This window comes from Streptomyces sp. NPDC059649, from assembly GCF_042734445.1.
Taxonomy (GTDB): Bacteria; Actinomycetota; Actinomycetes; order Streptomycetales; family Streptomycetaceae; genus Streptomyces.
Genome location: NZ_JBHWDV010000044.1, coordinates 51,271 through 69,370, shown reverse-complemented (window position 1 = coordinate 69,370; position 18,100 = coordinate 51,271). Strand labels below are relative to the sequence as shown.

The following is an 18,100-nucleotide window of genomic DNA, read 5'->3' as shown; positions in this document are numbered from 1 at the left end:
ACCCACCCCCACCACCCACCCCCACCACCCACCCCCACCACCCACCCCCACCACCCACCCCGTGGGCGGCGCCGGGTGATCCTGGCTCTGGTTCTCAGTGGAAGTCCCCGGCCGCAATCCGCTCAACTCGGGTCCGCCGGACCATCAAGGAGGCCGGGTCGTTCACCGGCCACTCTTTGACTCCCGGCCGCCGCAGGTAAAAGACGCCCTTGCGGATATCGGTGACGACAGCCAGCCGCCCCGGGGCGTACTCGACCTCATCGCCAACTCCCGGCACTTTCCTGGGAGTCGGATTTCTGGGATTCACCGAGAGGCCTCCGCTTCCGTGCAAATGCCGTGTCGGCCGGCGCACGGCAGGCATGCGTGCAGGTCGTCCGGGCCGGTGATCTTCTCCCGCGCCAGGCTGTAGCCGAAGTGGCAGTAAGGGCAGGCATTACCCGTGATCTCGTCGACCGTCCACGTCTTCGTGGCCGGAATGGTGTCCCACCCAACGGTCATGACGCACCTCCGAGACCGAGATAGGCGGCCCATTCGCTGGAGTCCCAGCCAACGGGGTCGCCGTGCCGGTGGCGAAATGCGCGGGCTTCGGGCGGAAGGGATCTTGCGTCGATCCGTACGGCGGCGGGCCCCGAGCGGGGGCGCGGAGCGGCATCGGCGAGGGCGCGGCGAGCGTTTGATGCAGTCGGCATCGTGGTCAGTCCTCCAGATCGCTGCTGGCATGACCAGCTAACGCGGCACCGAGGCAGTGTTCTGAGGGAGATCAGGCGCCCTCTTCCGCCCGTCGCCTAGGGCGATTTGGGAACCCCTTTAGCTGACGGGGCAGTGAGCGCGGAGTTACCGTGCGTGCATGAACTCCTCGCGGAACAGGGCACTTGAGGCGTGGATGAAGGAGCACGGTTACAGCTCCAATTCGCTCGCAGAGGCGGTGAATTCGGCAGTGGGGGACCTCACCGGCAGATTCGGGGGACTGGACGGCTCATCGATCCGGGACTGGAAAGCGGGCCGCGTACGGTGGCCGAAGTCCGCAACCCGCACCGCGCTGGAGAAGGTCACCGGTCTGCCCGCCACCGCTTTAGGGTTCGTACCGCGGGGCCGGGCCCCGTCGTCCACCCCCGCCCCACCGCCGGAGGACCCCGTGGAACGCCGTCGCTTCCTCGCCGCCGGGACGGCTCTGGCTGCCGCCTCCGCCGCACCCGCATCAGCCACCAACCGTCGCGTGGGAACAAGCGATGTCGTCCGGCTCCAACAACGTTTCACCGAGATCATCGCGAGTGACCACCGCCACGGCGGCCGGCTCGGTATCGAGCAGCAAGCCACGTCGCTCGCCGACGAGGCCATGGCTCTGCAGAATTCAGGGAGTGCCAGTCAGCGGGTACGTGCCCACGTGTACGGATGCGCGGCGGCATTCCGGTCCTCGGCGATGTGGGCGGCGATCGACGGACGCCGTTACGACGACGCGATCGTCCACATGCGGGAAGCGCAAGCACTTGCCGAATTGGCAGCCGACCCGGCCATCAAATTCCGCATTTGGTCACACGCCGGGACGCTGTACCGGCACATGGGCCGTCCTGGCGAAGCTATTGCCGCAAATGACGTCGCCAGAGGGCTGTCCATCACGCGTCGTGATCCGTTGTTCGCATCCCTGGGGCTCGCCAGGCAGGCCGCCATCCATGGCCTTGCCCGGAATCTCAAGGCTGCTCGACGCAGCTTCGATCAGGCCCAGGACGCGATGCATCGCGCAGATCCTGCCGCCGATCGTCCCGTGTGGATGACCTCGTTCTACGACCAGGCGGAATTGGATTCTCTCGCGCTTACCGGTTACCTCGCACTCGGCGACTACGAGACAGCCGAGGCGCACGCGCATCGATGCCTGGCCGCTCTCCGGCCCCACATGCGGCGGTCGAAGGCCATCGCCACCACTCGCCTGGCATGCGCTCAACTAGGCCAAGGCGATATGGAAGCGGCCGTCTCGACTGCCATGTCTGTCCCTGCAGATGCCGCCGCTCATCACCCCCGCGTCGCCGGAATGCTCCACACCTTCAACTCCAGGATCAACACCGTGGCGCCGAACAGCTCCACCGCCCGGATGTGGAATCAGCACGTACACACCATGTGGAAGGAACCGGTATGACGTCCACCATCGAGCTCCGTACATTCCACTCGCTGGAACCGGCTCGGCAAGCTCTTCTGGACGTCTATGCGGATGTCCGGGCAGACCTCCTGCACCTGCCCAACTACGCGGTCGAGACATTCGCCGAGCGCCTCGATCGCCATTCCAAGGAGCCAGGCTGGGTGGCGGTCCTGGCCTATGAACAGGACGAGCCCATTGGCTATGCGTACGCCAACACGGTGGATTCCGGCGACCGTTGGTGGAAGCGCATCTCGCCCGCTCCTCCGGCCGAATACACCGACAAAAGCGTCGTAGCCCTCAAGGAAATCGGCGTTCGCATTCCCTGGCGCGGTACGGGCACAGCTCGGCGTATCCACGACGCCCTCCTCGCCGAGCGCAGCGAGCCGTACGTCAGCCTGATGGTCAATCCTCTCGCCGGGGACGGAAAGGTGCACCGGCTCTACGAGAGCTGGGGATACGAAGACATCGGGCCGAGCCAGCCATCAGCAGCTTCACCGGTCCTTACCGCGATGATCAGGTCCGTGCGCTGATATCGGGGCGGGGCCAGCCGAGGGACCCTGGCAGGAGGTCGTCGCACCTGCTGAAACCGAGCCGGACCAGCAGGACGAGGACGGTAGCGATGGCTAAGAAACCGTCGGCGGGTGTCGGGGCGTACATCAAGCGGGACCTGCCCGACCGTGCCACCGCCTCCTCTTGGTGCGGCAAGCACCCGGTGGCACGCACCCGGCTCGTGGCACGCGCCGGGTGGGTGTGTCTGGACTGCGTACGCGAGGCAAGTCGCCCCGCCGCACCCTAGGTATCAGCGGCCCCGTCGCCACCTGGTGGGGGCCGGCGGGTGCCGTGCCCCAAGGGGGCGGGACAGCTCGGCGAATCCCTCACGTCCTCCTCGCCGAGCGCAGCGAGCCGTACGTCAGCCTCATGGTCAATCCTCTCGCCGGTGACGGAAAGGTGCACCGGCTCTACGAGAGCTGGGGATACGAAGACATCGGCCGTACCCGGCCCCCAGCGGACGCACCGGTCCTGACCGCGATGATCAGGGCTGTGCACTGACGGCGCCGGTCGATGTCACCCCGCGTAGCTAGCATCAATCGGCCAGAGGTAAGACGCCGCGGCCTCGCCCAGCCAGCAGGACACATGGAGGACATATGAGTGACGCCTACTCGCCCATCCCGGAACTGAACTTGCTCAAGGAGTTCGCCGACCGGATCGGCCCGGGGCAGTACTCAGAGGGATTCGAACTCCACGAGTACGGCAAGGAAGTCGGCCTCCACACCTGGTCGGAGCATCCGGAGTTTCTGGAGCGGTTCATCCCCTTCGCGCATGCCACCCACTCCGGCTCGCATTACGCCCTGTGGCGGTGCGACGACCGAACTGACCTCGCCGCGCTGCCCATCGTCTTGGTGGGCGACGAAGGAGACCTTTACGTCGTCGCGCGAAGCCTGCCGGAACTGTTCCAGCTTCTCGCCATCGACAGTGAGTTCCTCGACCCGGACGAGGTCGAGGAACACAGCGATGGCCATCAGGAATTCCTCGTCTGGCTGGACCGGAACTTCGGACTGGGGCCGCCGGAAGACCTCGACGCGCTCTGGGCCGAACAGAAGGAGTGCGACGAGCAGTTCCGGACGTGGGCGAGCCGTTTCGTCGAGTTGGACGACTACTGACAGCTCCCTCGGGGGATCGCGAGTCATGTTTGTGGGGCTTGTCGCCGGCAGTGGCCGGTCTGGGGCCCAGTGCCAACCCAGCGGCGCGAGGTGCTTGCTTCAAGTGCACTTGAAGGTCCTAACGTTGCCGGCATGACGGTGATCGACAGCACGCCCGTGACCTCCCCGCCCGTGGACGTTTGCGTGGTCGCGGGGACGGAGTATCCGCGGCCCGACGGCCAGGACCGTTACACGATCAGCGAGGTCGCGGCGTACACGGGGCTGAGCGCGCCCACTCTGCGGTGGTACGAGGAGATCGGGCTGCTGCCGGACGTGGAGCGGTCGCACAACGGTCAGCGCCGCTTCGGCAACCGGGACCTGGACTGGCTCGCCTTCGTGCGCAGGCTGCGGCTGACCGGGATGCCGGTCGCGGACATGGTGCACTTCGCGGAGCTGGTGCAGCGGGGCGAGGAGACCTTCGACGAGCGGCGGGAAATCCTGGAGCGGACCCGTCGCGAGGTCCTCGCGCGGATGGCTGAGCTGCAGGACACCGTCGCCGTACTCGACGCCAAGATCGACTTCTATGCGGGCGCCCACCCGGCGTCGGAAAGGGCCTGAGCGCCATCATGAGCAACGCCACCACGAGCAACGCCATCGAGCAGATCCGTAAGGTCGAGCTGGGTACCGGGGGTCCCCTCGTCGGCGTCCAGGGCTTCGGTGCCATGGGCATCAGCGCCGCCTACGGGCAGACGGACGACGCGGCGGCCCGCGACACCCTGGAGGCCACCGTCGAGGCGGGCGTCACCCTCATCGACACGGCCGACATGTACGGCGTCGGTGCCAACGAGGAGTTCCTCGCGCCGTTCGTCGCCGCGCATCGGGACGAGATCACCCTGGCCACCAAGTTCGGCATCGAATACCGCGCGGACGACCCGGAGTACCGGGCCATCCGTAACGATCCCGGCTACATCAAGAGGGCCGTCGAGGCGAGTCTGCGTCGTCTGAACGTCGAGGTCATCGACCTCTACTACATGCACCGGCGGGATCCTGCCGTTCCGCTGGCCGAGTCCGTGGGGGCCATGGCCGAGCTGGTGCGGGAGGGGAAGGTGAAGTACCTGGGGCTGAGCGAGGTCACCGGTGCGGAGTTGCGCGAGGCGCATGCCGTGCATCCGATCACCGCCCTGCAGACGGAGTGGTCGGTCTTCAGCCGGGACGTCGAACGCAGCGCGGTGGGTGCGGCCGCCGAGCTCGGGGTCGCGTTCGTGCCGTACTCGCCGCTCGGCCGGGGATTCCTGACCGGTGCCTTCGCCGACGCGGGCAAGGAGCTCTCCGGCGGCGACTTCCGGCAGTTGATGCCGCGCTACACCGGGGACAACGCCAAGGCGAACGCCGCTCTGCTGGAGCCGCTGCACGAGATCGCGGCCGAACACGGCGCCACTACGGCGCAGATCGCGCTGGCCTGGGTGCAACAGCGGGCCGAGGTGCACGGCCTGACCGTGGTGCCGATCCCCGGGACCCGTAAGCGCAGCCGCCTGCTGGAGAACGCCGCGGCCACCCGGATCACGCTGACCGCCGGGCAGTTGGCCCTCCTGGAGCCGATCGCCGGCCAGGTGGCGGGCGAGCGTTACGCGGATATGTCCCTCACCTCGGCGGCTCGGGAGGGGTAGGTCCGGGGCCTCTGGGGCTGTACCTGGAGCGGCCCATTAGGGCGGGGTCGAACGCATCCCGTAGGGGACGGGGGCACCCCTTGCGGGCCACAACGGGGGATGGGGTGGGGATATTCCCAGGGGCAGGGGCAGGGGCAGGGGCAGAGGGGCACGGGCACGTACGGCCCCCGGCACGTATAGGCGCAGGGCTCGGACCAGCCCCGCCGCACCCATCCGCAGGGCGCAGGGCAGGGTTCAGGTGAGGCCCGCCGCGTTCAGCAGGTATGTGGTCAGGGGGTCGTAGTAGCGGGGGCTGCGGACGTGGTCGTCGAGGGGGATGGTGACCTGGAGGGTGCCCTCGGCTTCGGCGAGGAAGAGGGCCGGGTCGTTGGAGTCGGCGAAGCCGATCGCGTCCAGGCCGCGCTGGCCCGCGCAGCCCGCCCAGCCGTGGTCGGCCACCACCAGGTCCGGCAGCGGGCGGCCGGCCCGTTCCAGGCCGTCGAGGATCGCGGCCATCGGCTCGGGGGAGTGGGTGTGCCACAGCGTCGCCCCGCGCTCCAGCATCGCCACGTCGGCGAACTGGAAGACCATGCCCTCGTCCGCCTGCAGCCCGTCCGGGATGACGACGATCTCGCAGCCGGCGGCGCGGAGCGCCGCGGCGGTCGCGCGGTGCACGTCGAGCAGCCCGCCCGGGTGGCCGGTCGCGAACAGCACCCGGTGCGCACCGGCCGCCGCCTTGCGCAGCACCGCCGCAGCCCGCTCCAGCGCGTCCACCGTCAGCTCCGGGTCGATGGTGTCCTGGCCCTGCCGGTGGTGCGGGTCGTCGCTCACCCCGCAGCGCTCCGCCATCACGGCCAGTACGTCCTGCTCGTCCGCCCACCGGTCGCCGAATTCCAGGCCGAACCAGAAGTAGCGGTCACCGTTGGCGAGCTTGCGGTAGTGGGAGAGGTTGTTCTCCCGGGGGGTGGCGACCTCACCGGCGATCCGGGTGCGGACGAGATGGTCGACGAGTTCGGCACGCGACGGAACGGCGGCTGCGGAGGCTATCGGCATAGCGCCATTGTGCCCGGACGTATGTTCCGGGGCGGGGGAGTTCCGTTCCCCGGACGGAACGATCACAGACCGGAGCCGGGCTGGACGAAATGTCGAACGGCTGGCCGGAGTCGTTACGGAAATGTCCATGGGCGGGAGGCTTCGGCGTCCCTACCCTCGCCTCATGACCACCGCAGCCAGCGCTTCCCACGAGCCCGTCGGACCCGTCGACTCCTCCCGCGTCCCCCGTTACGCCGGGCCGGCCACCTTCGCCCGCCTGCCCCGCCTGGACGAGGTCGGCGGCCGGACCGATGTGGCCGTCGTCGGCGTGCCCTTCGACACCGGCGTCTCCTACCGCCCCGGCGCCCGCTTCGGCGGCAACGCGATACGTGAGGCGTCGCGGCTGCTGCGCCCGTACAACCCGGCCCAGGATGCGTCGCCGTTCGCGCTGGCGCAGGTCGCGGACGCCGGTGACATCGCCGCGAACCCGTTCAACATCAACGAGGCCGTCGAGACCATCGAGGCGGCCGCCGACGATCTCCTGGGGACCGGCGCGCGGATGATGACGCTCGGTGGTGACCACACCATCGCGCTGCCGCTGCTGCGGTCCGTCGCCAAGAAGCACGGGCCGGTCGCGCTGCTGCACTTCGACGCGCACCTCGACACCTGGGACACCTACTTCGGCGCCGAGTACACCCACGGCACGCCGTTCCGCCGCGCCGTGGAGGAGGGCATCCTCGACACCTCGGCGCTCTCCCACGTGGGCACGCGCGGGCCGCTGTACGGCAAGAAGGACCTCACCGACGACGAGAAGATGGGCTTCGGCATCGTCACGTCCTCGGACATCTACCGGCGCGGTGCCGACGAGGTCGCCGACCAGCTGCGCCAGCGCATCGGGGACCGGCCGCTGTACATCTCGATCGACATCGACTGCCTGGACCCGGCGCACGCCCCGGGCACCGGCACCCCCGAGGCCGGCGGCATGACCTCGCGCGAGCTGCTGGAGATCCTGCGCGGCCTCTCCTCCTGCAACCTGGTCTCCGCCGACGTCGTCGAGGTCGCGCCGGCCTACGACCACGCCGAGATCACCGCCGTGGCCGCCTCGCACACCGCGTACGAGCTGACCACGATCATGTCCCGGCAGATCGCCGCGGCACGGCAGGGGCAGTAGGCCCCACCCACGGCAGGCCGCGGCGACCGCCCCGTCGCTGTTGCCGGCGGGTTCCGCGGCCGGCCGCGCGGGGGCGCGGCCGCGGCTGCCCTGGGTGGTGATGACGGCGATGATGACGGCTGGGAGCCGTGGCCGTTGTCGAGGAGGTCGTTTTCGACGCGGTGGAAGGCGTCGGGGCCGCGGTCAGTCGGTTTCGTCGTACAGGGCGTCCGTCCAGGCCGGGGACTCCGACCCTTCCTCGTCGATCGACTCCAGGTCGGTCTCGATGAGGTACCGGATGCGTTCGCGCTCGGCGCGGCCGGCGGCCATGGGGAGGAGACACCGCCCCAGGACGTACCCCTGGAGCATGGCCACGAAGCCGGGCAGGCTGCTCGCGACGAGGGGCTGCTCGTACCCGTACCCCTCCTCGGCGGGGACCGCGTAGACGCCGCCGCCCTCACCGTCGACGACGAGCGGGAAGCCGCCCCAGACGCCGAGCCGGTAGTACGCGCCCCGGCCGGCCGACCCGGGCACGTCCTCGTCCTCGGTGAACTCCCAGACCTGCTCCGCCGACAGCTCGGCGAGCGGCTCCTCGGCGAGCACGGCCAGCCGCATCTCCGCGCCGCGGAACGCCGGCAGCCCGATCTCCGTCAGCAGCCGGCGGGCTGCCTCGTCGCGCAGTCCGTCCGGCAGTGCGCCCGCCGGGACCCGCTGTACGGTGCCCGGCCCGAACAGCTCCTCCAGGACGGCGGGATCGGGCGCGGGCCAGTCCGTGCCGCCGTCGACCTGGCCGAACGGAGCGAAGAACGGCTCGCCGTGGATGTCTCCCAGGAGGCCCAGGTCCGTCGGGCTCCCCGGAACCGCCGCATCCGCCCGACGCGCCGGATCCGCCGGACGCGCCGGATCCGCCGGACGCGCCGGATCCTCCGAGTGGTCCGGATCCGGAACCGGGTTCCTGGGCTCCACCGCGAAGATGCCGCCCAGGCCGGCGACCACCACCAGCGCGTCCGGCCCGCCCGGACCGTCCGGCCCGCCCGGACCGTCCGGCCCGCCCGGACCGTCCGGCCCGCCCGGACCGTCCGGCCTGTCCGGGCCGGCCATCCGCACGGCGTCGGTCAGCAGCTCGGGTTCGATGCCGTAGCTCGTCAACTGCACCCATGGCTGGGTGATTTGGGGGTCGCGGTCGCGCGGCCAGAGCGGTTCCGACTGGCCCGGCTGCGGGATGCCCTCGCTCCAGGGGCCGCCGAGCTGCTCACCGGTCGCGGCGTCCCAGATCCGGACCCGGCGGTCCCAGGCGCCCCGGCCGGCCACCACGGGCCGGCCGGCCGCGGCCGGTACCTCGGCGGTGACGTCGGTGAGGGACCGCAGCGGGCCCGGTTGCAGGTGGGCGAGGTCCCAGCCACCTGGTGGACGCCAGTGCGCCCAGCGGACCTTCCAGGGGAGCGGGACGCCCGAGCGCTCGATACCGGCCGCGACCTCGCTGTCGCCCCGTACGGTGCTCATCAGGTGCAGCCAGGACGCCCAGGTGCCCGGGGGAAGGGAATCGACCCCGCTCAGCCACAGGTTGGCGGCGTCGCCGGCGGGTGAGTTCCGGTCCAGGGGGCGCGGCGACCGGTGGTTCGCCGCGTCCAGCAGCGCCACCTGGTCCAGGTGCGCCAGCACCTCGCCGGTGCGCTGGACCTCGTCGAACCGGCCCGCCCGTACGGCGTGCATCGGCAGGGCGTGCGCGGCGTACTCCCCGACGGGACCGGTGCGGCCTCCCGGCGCCATCAGCCGGTCCATCAGCCGCTCCGTCAACCGGGCGTCGGCGGCCAGGAATTGCGCCTCGTCGAGGCCGCGGCGGATCCGGCGGGCGATCCGTTCGTCGAGGAAGGAGACCCACTCACCGTCGACCGCGAGCAGATCGGGGAACCGACCGGCGAATTCCGCCACGTCAGCGTCCCTGCGCGGGAGCTGCGCGCCGACGGCCTCCGCCAGTTCGCGCCATACGGCCAACGGGGTCCGCGGCAGCTCGGCCAGCGCCAGGGCCTGGACGGCGGGCGGTACGGGGGCCGCAGGCGCGGAGGGTGGTACGGGCGGTGGTCCGGCCGGTGCGTCGGAGTGCAGGTGCAGCGCCAACCGGCCCCGGATCGAGGACGTCCGGGCCGGCGGATCGGCCTCCACCACGACCTTGGTGCGGGCCGTGAGCGCCAGGTCGCGTGCCAGGGTGCGGACCACACGGTCCGGCTGGGTGGAGGTCCGGGTGCGGCCCGCGCGGTGCGCATTGGCCAGGAACACCGGGCGCTCGCCGACGTCCGACGTGCGCAGTTCACCGCGCCATCCCGCGCGGTGGTGCGGCGGGGACTCCACTCCCGCCGCGGACAGCACACGCCGCAGGACCTCTTCGGCGGTGAGCCCGGTGGCGTCCACCCACACCGCGGCCGGCAGTGCGTCATGGACCCGACGCAGTACCTCCGTCCGGCCGGATTCCGGAGCACCTACCAGCTCGGTGACCGGCTCCCGCCGCCCGTCGCGCCACCATTGGAGGATCCGCTCGACGGCGTCATCGGCACGGATGTCCTCATACGCATCGCGATTCCCGGGGCTCGACATCATGTCCCTTCACACGCCGGCGACTTGCTGACGGCTCGGCGCCGCCGCGTCTCCCTCGGGTGCCCGAGCCTATACCTGGGTGGCAATGACGCTCCACAGGTTCCGCATGCGGTCGATCCGCTCCTCGAACTGGCGGTCCTGTTCCACCATCGCCGGTGAATCCGGAACGCGGCTGCGTACCTCTTCGTCGATTTCCCGCAGCCTGTCCTTGGGGAGTTTCCGTACGCCCAGTTCCTCGCGGGCCGCCTTCATCTCCTCCTGGCGGATCCGGTTCCGCTCCTGCACCACCTCCGCGTCCGTGCGGTACACCGTGCTGTAGTAGACGGGGACCTGCTGGCCCCGGCCCTGCTCCTTGGCGAGTTTGATCAAGTAGTCGGAGCAGTTGTGTTTGCCGAGGGCGCCCTTCTTGTCACCGCACGGTTCGCGTTCCGTATACAGGCCGGCCAAGGTGTACTTGTTCCCGGAGAGCCGGTTCGCCTCCTTCAGCCAGGTACCGAGGTTCTTCTCGGAGTGTTTCCCTGGTTCGTCCCCGTGTTTCGGGTGCGAGGAATCCACGACATATTCGACGCCGTTGGGGCCGTGGACCTCGATGACCGCGTAATTCCGGCCGGTCGGGTCCGGACCGTGTTTGCCGATATTGTCACTCGGATTCTGAACGTTGCGGAGCAGCGCGTTCATCCTGTTGGCGGCGGCCCGCTCGTGCAGTTCGGCACCGGCCGAGCTCTTGCCGTCGTTCACCGGGTTCGAGTGGACGCCGTACTCCTGGTGGAAGCTGTGGCTGAGCCGGCCGAGGGTGGCGACCACGGCCATCCGCTCACCGCGGTTCAGGTTGTTGAATCCGTCCAGATGCTGGGCCAGTTGGTCGGCGTTGAGCCGCACCGGGCCGTCCGTGCCGGGCTGGTCCCCGGCCGCGGCCCGCAGCACGTGGGCGAGGCTCCCGTCGTTGGCCCAGTCCCGCATCTGGCGGTCCAGGACATCGTGCTGGATCTGGTGGACCGGGGTGTTCTCGTTCGCCCGGAGCCGGTCCTGGGCGTCGTCCGGCGGCAGGCCGTCCTGGAGGGTGCCGGGCCGCTCGCCGTGCACCGGATGCCGCTGGTCGTCGCGCTCGATGTCGGATGCCTCGCCGGGATGTTTGCGCTTCTCACCGGCCCCGGCGGGTTCGGCGGCCGGCCGGCGGTCGTGGTCGGTGGTGTGGTGGTCGGCCGGGGTGGGTGTGGGGGTGGTGGGGCGGCGGTCGGCGTCGAGGGGGATGGCGTGGACGCCGTTGGTGCCGTCGTGGAGGGGCCGGTCGCCGGTCCTGCCGGTCTGGGCGTCGACGTAGGTGATCTTGCCGTTGTGGTTGACGACGTTCCAGGCGTGGGCGCGGCCGTTGTTGTCCTGGGTGACGATGACGGCCTGGGAGCCGTGGCCGTTGTCGCGGAGGTCGTTTTCGAGGCGGTGGAAGGCGTCGGGGCCGTTCCCGTAGTCGTGGAAGGGGGCGCCGAGGGTGTTTTCGATGCGGTCGCGGCCGTTGGCCTCGCCGCGGTCGGAGGGGGTGCCGTCGGGGTGGGTGTCGGGGGTGCGGTGGGCGGCGGCGGTGGGGTTGCCGGCGTAGGTGTCGGCGGTGGCGAGGGCGGCGTCGACGCAGTTGTTGTTACGGCCCGGGGCGTCCGGGCCGGGGTCGTTGATGGTGTTGACCCAGCGGCTGTTGTTGGGGTCGGGGTGGGGCTGCGGACGGCCGTTCTCGTCCCTGGGGACGGCGTTCTCGACGTGCTGTTGGTGCTCGTCGGTGGGGCCGTCGAGGCCGCCGGGGCGTTCGCGGTTACGGGTGTCGGAGGCGGCGGGGGGATCGTCGTCGGCGTGGGTGTCGGTGTCGGTGTCGGTGTGGGTGTCGCCGGGGTCGTGGGGCTCGTGGGCGGACTGGTCGTGGCCGGGCTGGTCGTGGCCGGGCTGGTCGGTGGGGGCGTTGGTGTGCTCGTCGTGTGGGACGTTGCCGGGGCTGGTGGGGTGTTCGGTGCTCGGCTCGTGGGGGGTGCCGGGGCTGCCCGGGTTGTTCGGGTTGTTCGGGGGGTTCGGGCTGTTTTGAGGGTTCGTGTTGTCCGGGTGCTGTTGGTCGTTCGGTGTCTGCTGACCGTTGGGTGTCTGCTGACCGTTCGGGGCCTGCTGACCGTTGCGGTCGTTCGGGGTGTCGTGGGCGTTCGGGGGCGGGTCGGTACGGGTCGGCTGCGGCTGGGGGCGCCGGGGGTCCGGACGGGTCGGGTCGGGGCGTGTGGTGTCGGGCCGGGTGGTGCCGGGCCTGGTGGTGTCCGGGCGGGTCGAATCGGGGCGCGGCTGGGCCGGGACCGGGCGCTGCTGGCGCGGGTCGGGGCGCCCGCCGGCGGGCGTACGCGGGTCGTCCGGGCGGCGCGGTCCGTCGAGGCGGGGGTCGTGGGCGGGGCGGTCCGGACGGCGCTGCTGGGTGAGGTCGTGGACCGGCTGGGTGCCGTCGGGGCGGCGGTTGGGCGGGGTGGTGCCCGGCTTTCCCGCGGGCGGGTTGGAGCCGCGCGGGGGTGCGGTGTTCGGGGCCGGAGTGGTGGTCCCGCTCGGTGTGGCGGTGTGGGGTGAGGGGTTCGTTGCCGTCGGCCCGGCCTGCGGGGGCATGGCGCCGGGCATGCCCACCACCGGTCCCGGCGCCTGCGGGCCGCCCTGCGGTGACTGCGGGGAGGGGGTGGGCGAGTGACCACCGGGCTCGGCCGCCGGGGTGGGTGGCGGGGCGGTCAGGGTGTCGGCGGACTGGGTGGTGACGGTGGTGTCGTCGTCACGGGCGTGCGGCATGGGGTCGCCGGTGGCCGGGTCGCGGTGACCGGCGGGCGACGGTCCGGCGGACGGTGCGTGCGGCACCGCGCCGCCCTGCGAGGGCACGCTCACATGCGGCGCGGTCGGACGCCCACCGCCGCCCGCACCGGAGTTGCTGCCGTCCCCGTCGTGCGAAGGCGCGCCGCCGTCGTCGCTGTGGTGGGGGGTGGGGCCGGGAGTCGGAGTGGAGGTGGGAGTGGAAGTGGAGGGGTCGTGGGAGGCGGCGGCCGGGTGCTCGGAGGGCGCGTGGTCCGGGGCTGGGGAGGGGGACGGAGCCGGGGACGGGGACGGGCTGGATGACGGTCCCGAGTCGGGCGTGGGTGAGGAGTGCGGTGCCGGTCCGGAGTCGGGCGTGGGGGTGGAGTGCGGTGCCGGTCCGGAGTCGGGCGTGGGGGTGGAGTGCGGTGCCGGTCCGGAGTCGGGCGTGGGGGTGGAGTGCGGTGCCGGTCCCGGGTCGTGGGCCGGTGCCGCGTCCGGGTGGGGGGACGGGCCCGGCGTGGGCTGTGTACCGACCGGGTCCGGCCCGGGGTGCGGCCGGGCGGCGTCGGGGGTGGTGTCGGGTGTGGGGTGGGTGCCCACGCTGCCGGAATCGGGGGTCGGGTGGGTGCCCACCGGGCCGGAGTCGGGCGTCGGAGGGGTGCCCATCGGGCCGGAATCGGGCGTCGGGTGGGTGCCTACGGAGCTGGAGTCGGGGGTGTGGCCGGGGCCTGGCGTGGGGCCCGCGTCCGGGGTGTGGCCGGGGCCCGGGGAGGGGCTGCTGTCCGGTGTGGGTGTGGGTGTGGGTGTGGGGGAACTTCCGTACGGGTTGTGGTTGTTGCCGCCCGTGTAGCCCTCGTCGAAGGCGGTGCGCTGGTCCGGGGGCGGCAGCGGCTGGGCCCGCGGGGCCTGGTGGTCGCCGTCCGGGCGTCCGGAGCTGTCGGGAGTGGTGGACGGGCCGCTGCCCGAACCGGACCCGGAATCCGGCCCGGGCCTGGACCCGGAATCCGTCCCCGACCCGGAGTCAGACCCCGAGCCGGAGTCAGATCCCGAGCCGGAGTCAGACCCCGAGCCCGAGCCTGAGCCGGAGTCGGAGGAAGGCCCGTGGCTCGTGTCGCTGTGGGTGGGCGCCGAAGTGCCGCCGCTGCCACCGGAGTTGGACCCGCTGGAGCCGCTTCCCGACCCCGAGCCGGAACCGGAGGTGCTCCCCGCCCCTGAGCCCGTACCGCCTCCGGACCCGGAATCCGACCCGGACCCGGACCCGCTGCCGGACTCGGAGCCGCTCCCAGACCCTGACCCTGACTCTGACCCTGACTCTGACCCGGACCCTGCCCCTGACCCGTGGCCGGAGCCCGCCGACTCGTTCGACGACCCGGACCCGCTGCCGCTGTTCCCGCTGCTTCCGCTGTTCCCGTTGTCTCCGCTTCCGTGTTCGCTGCCGCCGCTCTCGTGGTCCCCGCCGCGCCCGGCGGCGTGGTCCAGGCCGCCGCGGGCGTGGTGGCCCGCGCGGGCGCCGGCGCCGTCGCGCAGTGACTCCGCGAAGGTCTGGCCGGAGTTCTTGGCCGCATCGATGCCCGCGTCCGCGCCCGTCTTGAGGCTGCGGCCGACGTCGAAGCCCTGCTGGGCCCCGAAGTTCATGTTCATGCCCTGGGCGATGGCGTCGGAGATCATGGCCTCCAGTGCGGAGACGGCGGGCTCCTTGACCGTCTCCACGATCGCCTCGACCAGCGCCTCCCGCGCTTCCTTGAGGATGCGCCGGACGATCAATCTGGTCGCTTGGGTGGCGCCCGCCGCGCCGATCTCCGAAAGGCCCAGGGTGAAGGGTGCCGCCGCCTGGGCCGCGATGATCTCCGCTGCCAGGATCACCAATTGGGCGATCACCGCGACTTTCATCCCGATGATCACCACCGCCCCCGCGTCCATCGCGAAGGCGATCAGTTCGGCCGCCGAGCGCGCGTCGTCGAGGTAGCCCGAGCCGTTGCCGGAGTACTTCTCCCAGGTCTTGCTGAAGCCCTCGATGCTGTCGCCGGAGTTCGCCGAGAGGACGTTGCCGGCGGCGGTGACGCCCTCGGACTGTAACTGCTCGACGGCGTTGGCGAACTCCCGCCAGGCGCTGGCGGACTCGTTCATCTTGTCCTCGTCGCCCGTCGGCCAGTCGAAGCCGAGCATCTCGAGGACCCACTCCAGCCAGTCCGGCAGCATGAGCGACATGGCGGCAATCCCCCGTACGTGGAAGCGGTGAGAAGCGGTGAAGCGGTGAGAGCGGTGGTGAAGCGATGGCGGCGCGTGCGCAGAAGGAGCTGGAAAAGCTGACGGAACTGGAGGAAGTGACGGAGCTGGAGAAGCTGACGGAACTGGAGGAACTGGCGGAGCAGGTGGCACGAGCGGGACGAGTGGGGCGGGGGCGCGGGCCCGTTAGGTCTGCGGCGCCTTGAAGTTGCTGATCAGCTGGCTCTGCGCCTCTGCGTTGGCGACGTGCTGCTTCATCAGCGATTCGTTGAAGTCCTCGTCGGCCTGGTGGTTGTCGGCCATCGTGTTCAGCGCGCCGCCGATTTCCTGGAGCTTGGCGGCCAGATGGCCCATCGACTCGTACATGCCGTCGCGCAGGCCCTCGTAGACGACGCCGAACTTCTCGCCGATGTCGTCATCGCCCCACGGCGGGGTGTCCTGGCCCTCCAGGCCGGTGAGCGTGTTCTTCAGCTTCTCCACGGCGGACTGGTATCGCTGTCCGACGTTGGTGAAGTCCCGTCCGCCTGACTTCAGGGACGGGATGTCCGCCTGTAGTCCGTCTCCGGCCATCTGTGGCCCCCCCGGTTCCCCACGCGCGTCGACAGTGCAGGACAACGTTGCGGAAAGTTTAGTCCCGTACTCCCTTACATCTTCAAGGAGTTGACTGTCACAACGCTGTCACCGACGGCCCGGCGCGGCTCATGGGGCACCCTCGCCTGCCGTCCGGTCCGGTCCGGTCCCGGCGCGGTCGAGGCAGCGCAGGGCGAACCACAGCTCCATGCGGACGTCGGTGTCGTCCAGGTCGGTGTCGAGGAGCGCGGCGGTACGGGCGATGCGCTGGCGGACGGTGTTGCGGTGGATGCCCAGGGCGGTCGCCGTACGGTCCCAACTGCCGTGCAGGGAGAGCCAGGTGTGCAGCGTGGTGACGAGGGCGGGGGAGGCGGCCAGGGGGGCGAGCAGGGCCTGGGCGTGCCGGTGGGCATCGTCGGGATCGACGAGGGTGGCGAGGCCGGGGCCCTCGGGGGAGGGGCGGCGGACGAGGGCGGAGCGGTGGGCGAGGGCGCGGCGCAGTGCGGTGGCGGCGTGCCGGTCGGCGGTGGGGAGTTCCTCGACCGGGACCGGGGCGCTGACGCCGAGGGTCCAGCCGGGCTGTGCGCCGATCTCCCGGTCGGCCGGTACCAGGGCCCGGACCCGTCGCGCGGACGCGGGCTCCGGCGCCACGAGAGCGGTGCCCAGGGCGTTGCCCAATGCGGTGGCCAGCGCGGTGGCCGGCGTGGTGGCCGGTGCGGCCGTGTCCGACTCCGGGGCGGCGGCTCCGGCACGGCGCTCGGCGTGCACCACGGTCCAGAGGGGAGCGCCGAGCAGCGGGCCGACCTCGGCCGGCCGGGCGCCCAGGAGCAGGTGGGCCAGCGCGGCGGAATGCCCGGTGTCGGCCGCACCGCGGACCGCGGCCGGGCCGGTGATCAGCGACAGCAGCACGGCGGCGACGCCCGCGATGGTGTGGGCGGGCGGATCGTCCGGGTCCGCGGCGACCACCAGCGCGCAGGCCTCCCGCCCGGCGGCCCGCCCGGTCAGGGCGTACGCGGACAGCTGCGTCCCCGGGAGCGTGTCGGTGGCGGAGGACGGCCCACCGGCCGCGGCCCGCACCCCGGCCCCGATTCCGGCTCCGGTGCCGGTCCCGGCTCCGGTCCCGGCTCCGGTCCCGCCCCCGAAGCGCCTCCCGCCCCCGGGCCCGGCAGCCTCGCCACCCGCCACCACGACGCCACCCCCGGCAGCGCCCCCGCTCCCGGCAGCCACGCCGCCCCCGACCACCTGGGCGAGCCGTCCGGCCGCGGCCCGTACCCGGTCGGTGGGGCGGGGCCCGGCCGCGCCGTGTTCCGTGCCGTCCGGACCGAGCAGCGCCGTCCAGCCGTGGACGTGGCGGGCCAGCGCACGCAGCACGGCGTCCGCCGGGTCCGGCCGGGCGGCGGCCGCGGCAAGGGCGCGCTGCGCCTCGCCGATCCGGGTCAGCTCCCGGTGGCGGGCCTCCGTGACGGCCTGCCATACGGCGCTCTCCACGGCCGTGAACGGGGTCCCGGCCGGCACCTCCACCAGCGGCAGGCCGTGCCGGTCACAGGCCTCCACCAGCGCGGGCGGTACCTCGTCGTGCACCGGCGCGATCCCGAAGCCGAGCGCGGCGGCGCCGGCCGCGACCGTGCGGGCCGCGTAGCCGTCGAGGTACGCGGCCAGGGCCGCGTCCGGGTCCCCGTCCGCGGCCCCCGCGGTCACCTCCGCCAGGTGCACGCCCGCCGTCAACAGCAGCTCGCCGCCCAGGAGGTACGGCACCGGGTCGGCCATCTCGGAGGTGTGCACCCAGTGGAGGGTGACGCCCTCCCGCGGCCCCGCGAGCTGCCGCAGCCCCAGATCCGCCCGCGCGAGCAGACCGGCCAGCGGCACCGGCGGCGTCGACGGCGGGGAGGTCGGTGGAGGAGTGGGCGACGGCGGCGAGGTCGGTGGAGGAGTGGGCGACGAAGGGGTGGTCGACGCCGGGCCGCCCGCCGCCAGGTGCGACGCCTGCGAGGACGGCGGCGGGTTCGACGCCGGGCGTGCGGACCCGCTCGAGGGCGGCACCGGCGGCGGTATCCGGGGCGGCATCGGAGGCGGTACGGGAGGTGGCATGTGCGGACCCTCCACAGGGGCGGCCGGTGAGTGGAGGAAACGTACACTTCAGCGTCGCCGCGCCGCCTCCTAGGGTCAACCCCCGAGACGAGTCCACGGGACGACGAGCCTTTCGGGGCGAGCGAGTCCTCAGGGCGCGTCTCCCTGAGGCGGGCCGCTCTCCCCCGCGCGCGCCCGCCTCACCCCTCCTCCGCACACCCTCCCCACACCCCCTCTCCACCCTCCTCCCCAC

General features: G+C 71.9%; 13 protein-coding genes and 1 pseudogene. 8 read left to right on the top strand and 6 right to left on the bottom strand.

Going from position 1 to position 18,100, the window contains the following annotated elements:
- Positions 1-303: 303 nt before the first annotated feature.
- Positions 304-498: a hypothetical protein gene (locus tag ACFV1J_RS32115; RefSeq protein WP_385864003.1), complete on the bottom strand. Its 195-nt coding sequence runs from the start codon at positions 496-498 to the stop codon at positions 304-306.
- A 349-nt stretch (positions 499-847) separates the two neighbouring features.
- Between ACFV1J_RS32115 and ACFV1J_RS32110 the strand changes: the two genes are divergently transcribed.
- The 7 genes and pseudogenes from ACFV1J_RS32110 to ACFV1J_RS32080 all read left to right on the top strand — a co-directional run bounded on the left by ACFV1J_RS32110 (position 848) and on the right by ACFV1J_RS32080 (position 5,438).
- A complete protein-coding gene (locus tag ACFV1J_RS32110) occupies positions 848-2,131 on the top strand; it encodes an XRE family transcriptional regulator (protein WP_385864001.1) in 1,284 nt (427 codons plus the stop codon).
- Positions 2,128-2,661: a GNAT family N-acetyltransferase gene (locus ACFV1J_RS32105; protein ID WP_385863999.1), complete on the top strand. Its 534-nt coding sequence runs from the start codon at positions 2,128-2,130 to the stop codon at positions 2,659-2,661. The genes ACFV1J_RS32110 and ACFV1J_RS32105 overlap by 4 nt, the downstream gene beginning before the upstream one ends.
- Positions 2,662-2,750: 89 nt before the next feature.
- Positions 2,751-2,927 (top strand): hypothetical protein, encoded by a 177-nt coding sequence (locus tag ACFV1J_RS32100; RefSeq protein WP_385863997.1) that lies wholly within the window; start codon positions 2,751-2,753, stop codon positions 2,925-2,927.
- 59 nt (positions 2,928-2,986) lie between these two features.
- Positions 2,987-3,181: pseudogene (locus tag ACFV1J_RS32095) on the top strand (GNAT family N-acetyltransferase); the annotation flags it as partial.
- A 95-nt stretch (positions 3,182-3,276) separates the two neighbouring features.
- The gene (locus tag ACFV1J_RS32090; RefSeq protein ID WP_385863996.1) at positions 3,277-3,792 is read left to right on the top strand and encodes a hypothetical protein; all 516 of its coding nucleotides are present in this window, start codon (positions 3,277-3,279) and stop codon (positions 3,790-3,792) included.
- Between the two features lie 132 nt (positions 3,793-3,924).
- A complete protein-coding gene (locus ACFV1J_RS32085) occupies positions 3,925-4,389 on the top strand; it encodes a MerR family transcriptional regulator (protein WP_385863994.1) in 465 nt (154 codons plus the stop codon).
- Positions 4,390-4,397: 8 nt separating this feature from the next.
- Entirely contained in the window at positions 4,398-5,438 is a 1,041-nt protein-coding gene (locus ACFV1J_RS32080; RefSeq protein WP_385863992.1) for an aldo/keto reductase, read from the top strand.
- A gap of 234 nt (positions 5,439-5,672) precedes the next feature.
- Here ACFV1J_RS32080 and ACFV1J_RS32075 read toward each other — a convergent pair whose 3' ends face one another.
- The gene (locus ACFV1J_RS32075; protein WP_385863991.1) at positions 5,673-6,470 is read right to left on the bottom strand and encodes a phosphatase; all 798 of its coding nucleotides are present in this window, start codon (positions 6,468-6,470) and stop codon (positions 5,673-5,675) included.
- 163 nt (positions 6,471-6,633) lie between these two features.
- Here ACFV1J_RS32075 and speB point away from each other — a divergent pair, with 163 nt between their 5' ends.
- On the top strand, positions 6,634-7,620 hold the full coding sequence (speB, locus tag ACFV1J_RS32070) for an agmatinase (RefSeq protein WP_385863989.1): 987 nt from the start codon (positions 6,634-6,636) through the stop codon (positions 7,618-7,620).
- A gap of 183 nt (positions 7,621-7,803) precedes the next feature.
- On the opposite strand, the gene ACFV1J_RS32065 is transcribed toward speB, so the two are convergent.
- The 4 genes from ACFV1J_RS32065 to ACFV1J_RS32050 form a co-directional block, all read right to left on the bottom strand.
- A complete protein-coding gene (locus ACFV1J_RS32065; protein ID WP_385863987.1) occupies positions 7,804-10,194 on the bottom strand; it encodes an SUKH-4 family immunity protein in 2,391 nt (796 codons plus the stop codon).
- A gap of 66 nt (positions 10,195-10,260) precedes the next feature.
- On the bottom strand, positions 10,261-15,192 hold the full coding sequence (locus ACFV1J_RS32060; RefSeq protein WP_385863985.1) for a toxin glutamine deamidase domain-containing protein: 4,932 nt from the start codon (positions 15,190-15,192) through the stop codon (positions 10,261-10,263).
- Positions 15,193-15,396: 204 nt separating this feature from the next.
- Positions 15,397-15,780, bottom strand: coding sequence for a WXG100 family type VII secretion target (locus ACFV1J_RS32055; protein ID WP_385863983.1), 384 nt, complete (start codon positions 15,778-15,780; stop codon positions 15,397-15,399).
- A gap of 129 nt (positions 15,781-15,909) precedes the next feature.
- Complete coding sequence (locus tag ACFV1J_RS32050; RefSeq protein WP_385863981.1) at positions 15,910-17,646, bottom strand: PucR family transcriptional regulator; 1,737 nt, start codon at positions 17,644-17,646, stop codon at positions 15,910-15,912.
- Positions 17,647-18,100 lie beyond the last annotated feature (454 nt).

Bases quoted from the DNA above. Each gene is read 5' to 3' on its own strand.
- ACFV1J_RS32115 (WP_385864003.1), bottom strand. From the start codon at position 498: ATGACCGTTGGGTGGGACACCATTCCGGCCACGAAGACGTGGACGGTC.
- ACFV1J_RS32110 (WP_385864001.1), top strand. From the start codon at position 848: ATGAACTCCTCGCGGAACAGGGCACTTGAGGCGTGGATGAAGGAGCAC.
- ACFV1J_RS32105 (WP_385863999.1), top strand. From the start codon at position 2,128: ATGACGTCCACCATCGAGCTCCGTACATTCCACTCGCTGGAACCGGCT.
- ACFV1J_RS32100 (WP_385863997.1), top strand. From the start codon at position 2,751: ATGGCTAAGAAACCGTCGGCGGGTGTCGGGGCGTACATCAAGCGGGAC.
- ACFV1J_RS32090 (WP_385863996.1), top strand. From the start codon at position 3,277: ATGAGTGACGCCTACTCGCCCATCCCGGAACTGAACTTGCTCAAGGAG.
- ACFV1J_RS32085 (WP_385863994.1), top strand. From the start codon at position 3,925: ATGACGGTGATCGACAGCACGCCCGTGACCTCCCCGCCCGTGGACGTT.
- ACFV1J_RS32080 (WP_385863992.1), top strand. From the start codon at position 4,398: ATGAGCAACGCCACCACGAGCAACGCCATCGAGCAGATCCGTAAGGTC.
- ACFV1J_RS32075 (WP_385863991.1), bottom strand. From the start codon at position 6,470: ATGCCGATAGCCTCCGCAGCCGCCGTTCCGTCGCGTGCCGAACTCGTC.
- speB (WP_385863989.1), top strand. From the start codon at position 6,634: ATGACCACCGCAGCCAGCGCTTCCCACGAGCCCGTCGGACCCGTCGAC.
- ACFV1J_RS32065 (WP_385863987.1), bottom strand. From the start codon at position 10,194: ATGATGTCGAGCCCCGGGAATCGCGATGCGTATGAGGACATCCGTGCC.
- ACFV1J_RS32060 (WP_385863985.1), bottom strand. From the start codon at position 15,192: ATGTCGCTCATGCTGCCGGACTGGCTGGAGTGGGTCCTCGAGATGCTC.
- ACFV1J_RS32055 (WP_385863983.1), bottom strand. From the start codon at position 15,780: ATGGCCGGAGACGGACTACAGGCGGACATCCCGTCCCTGAAGTCAGGC.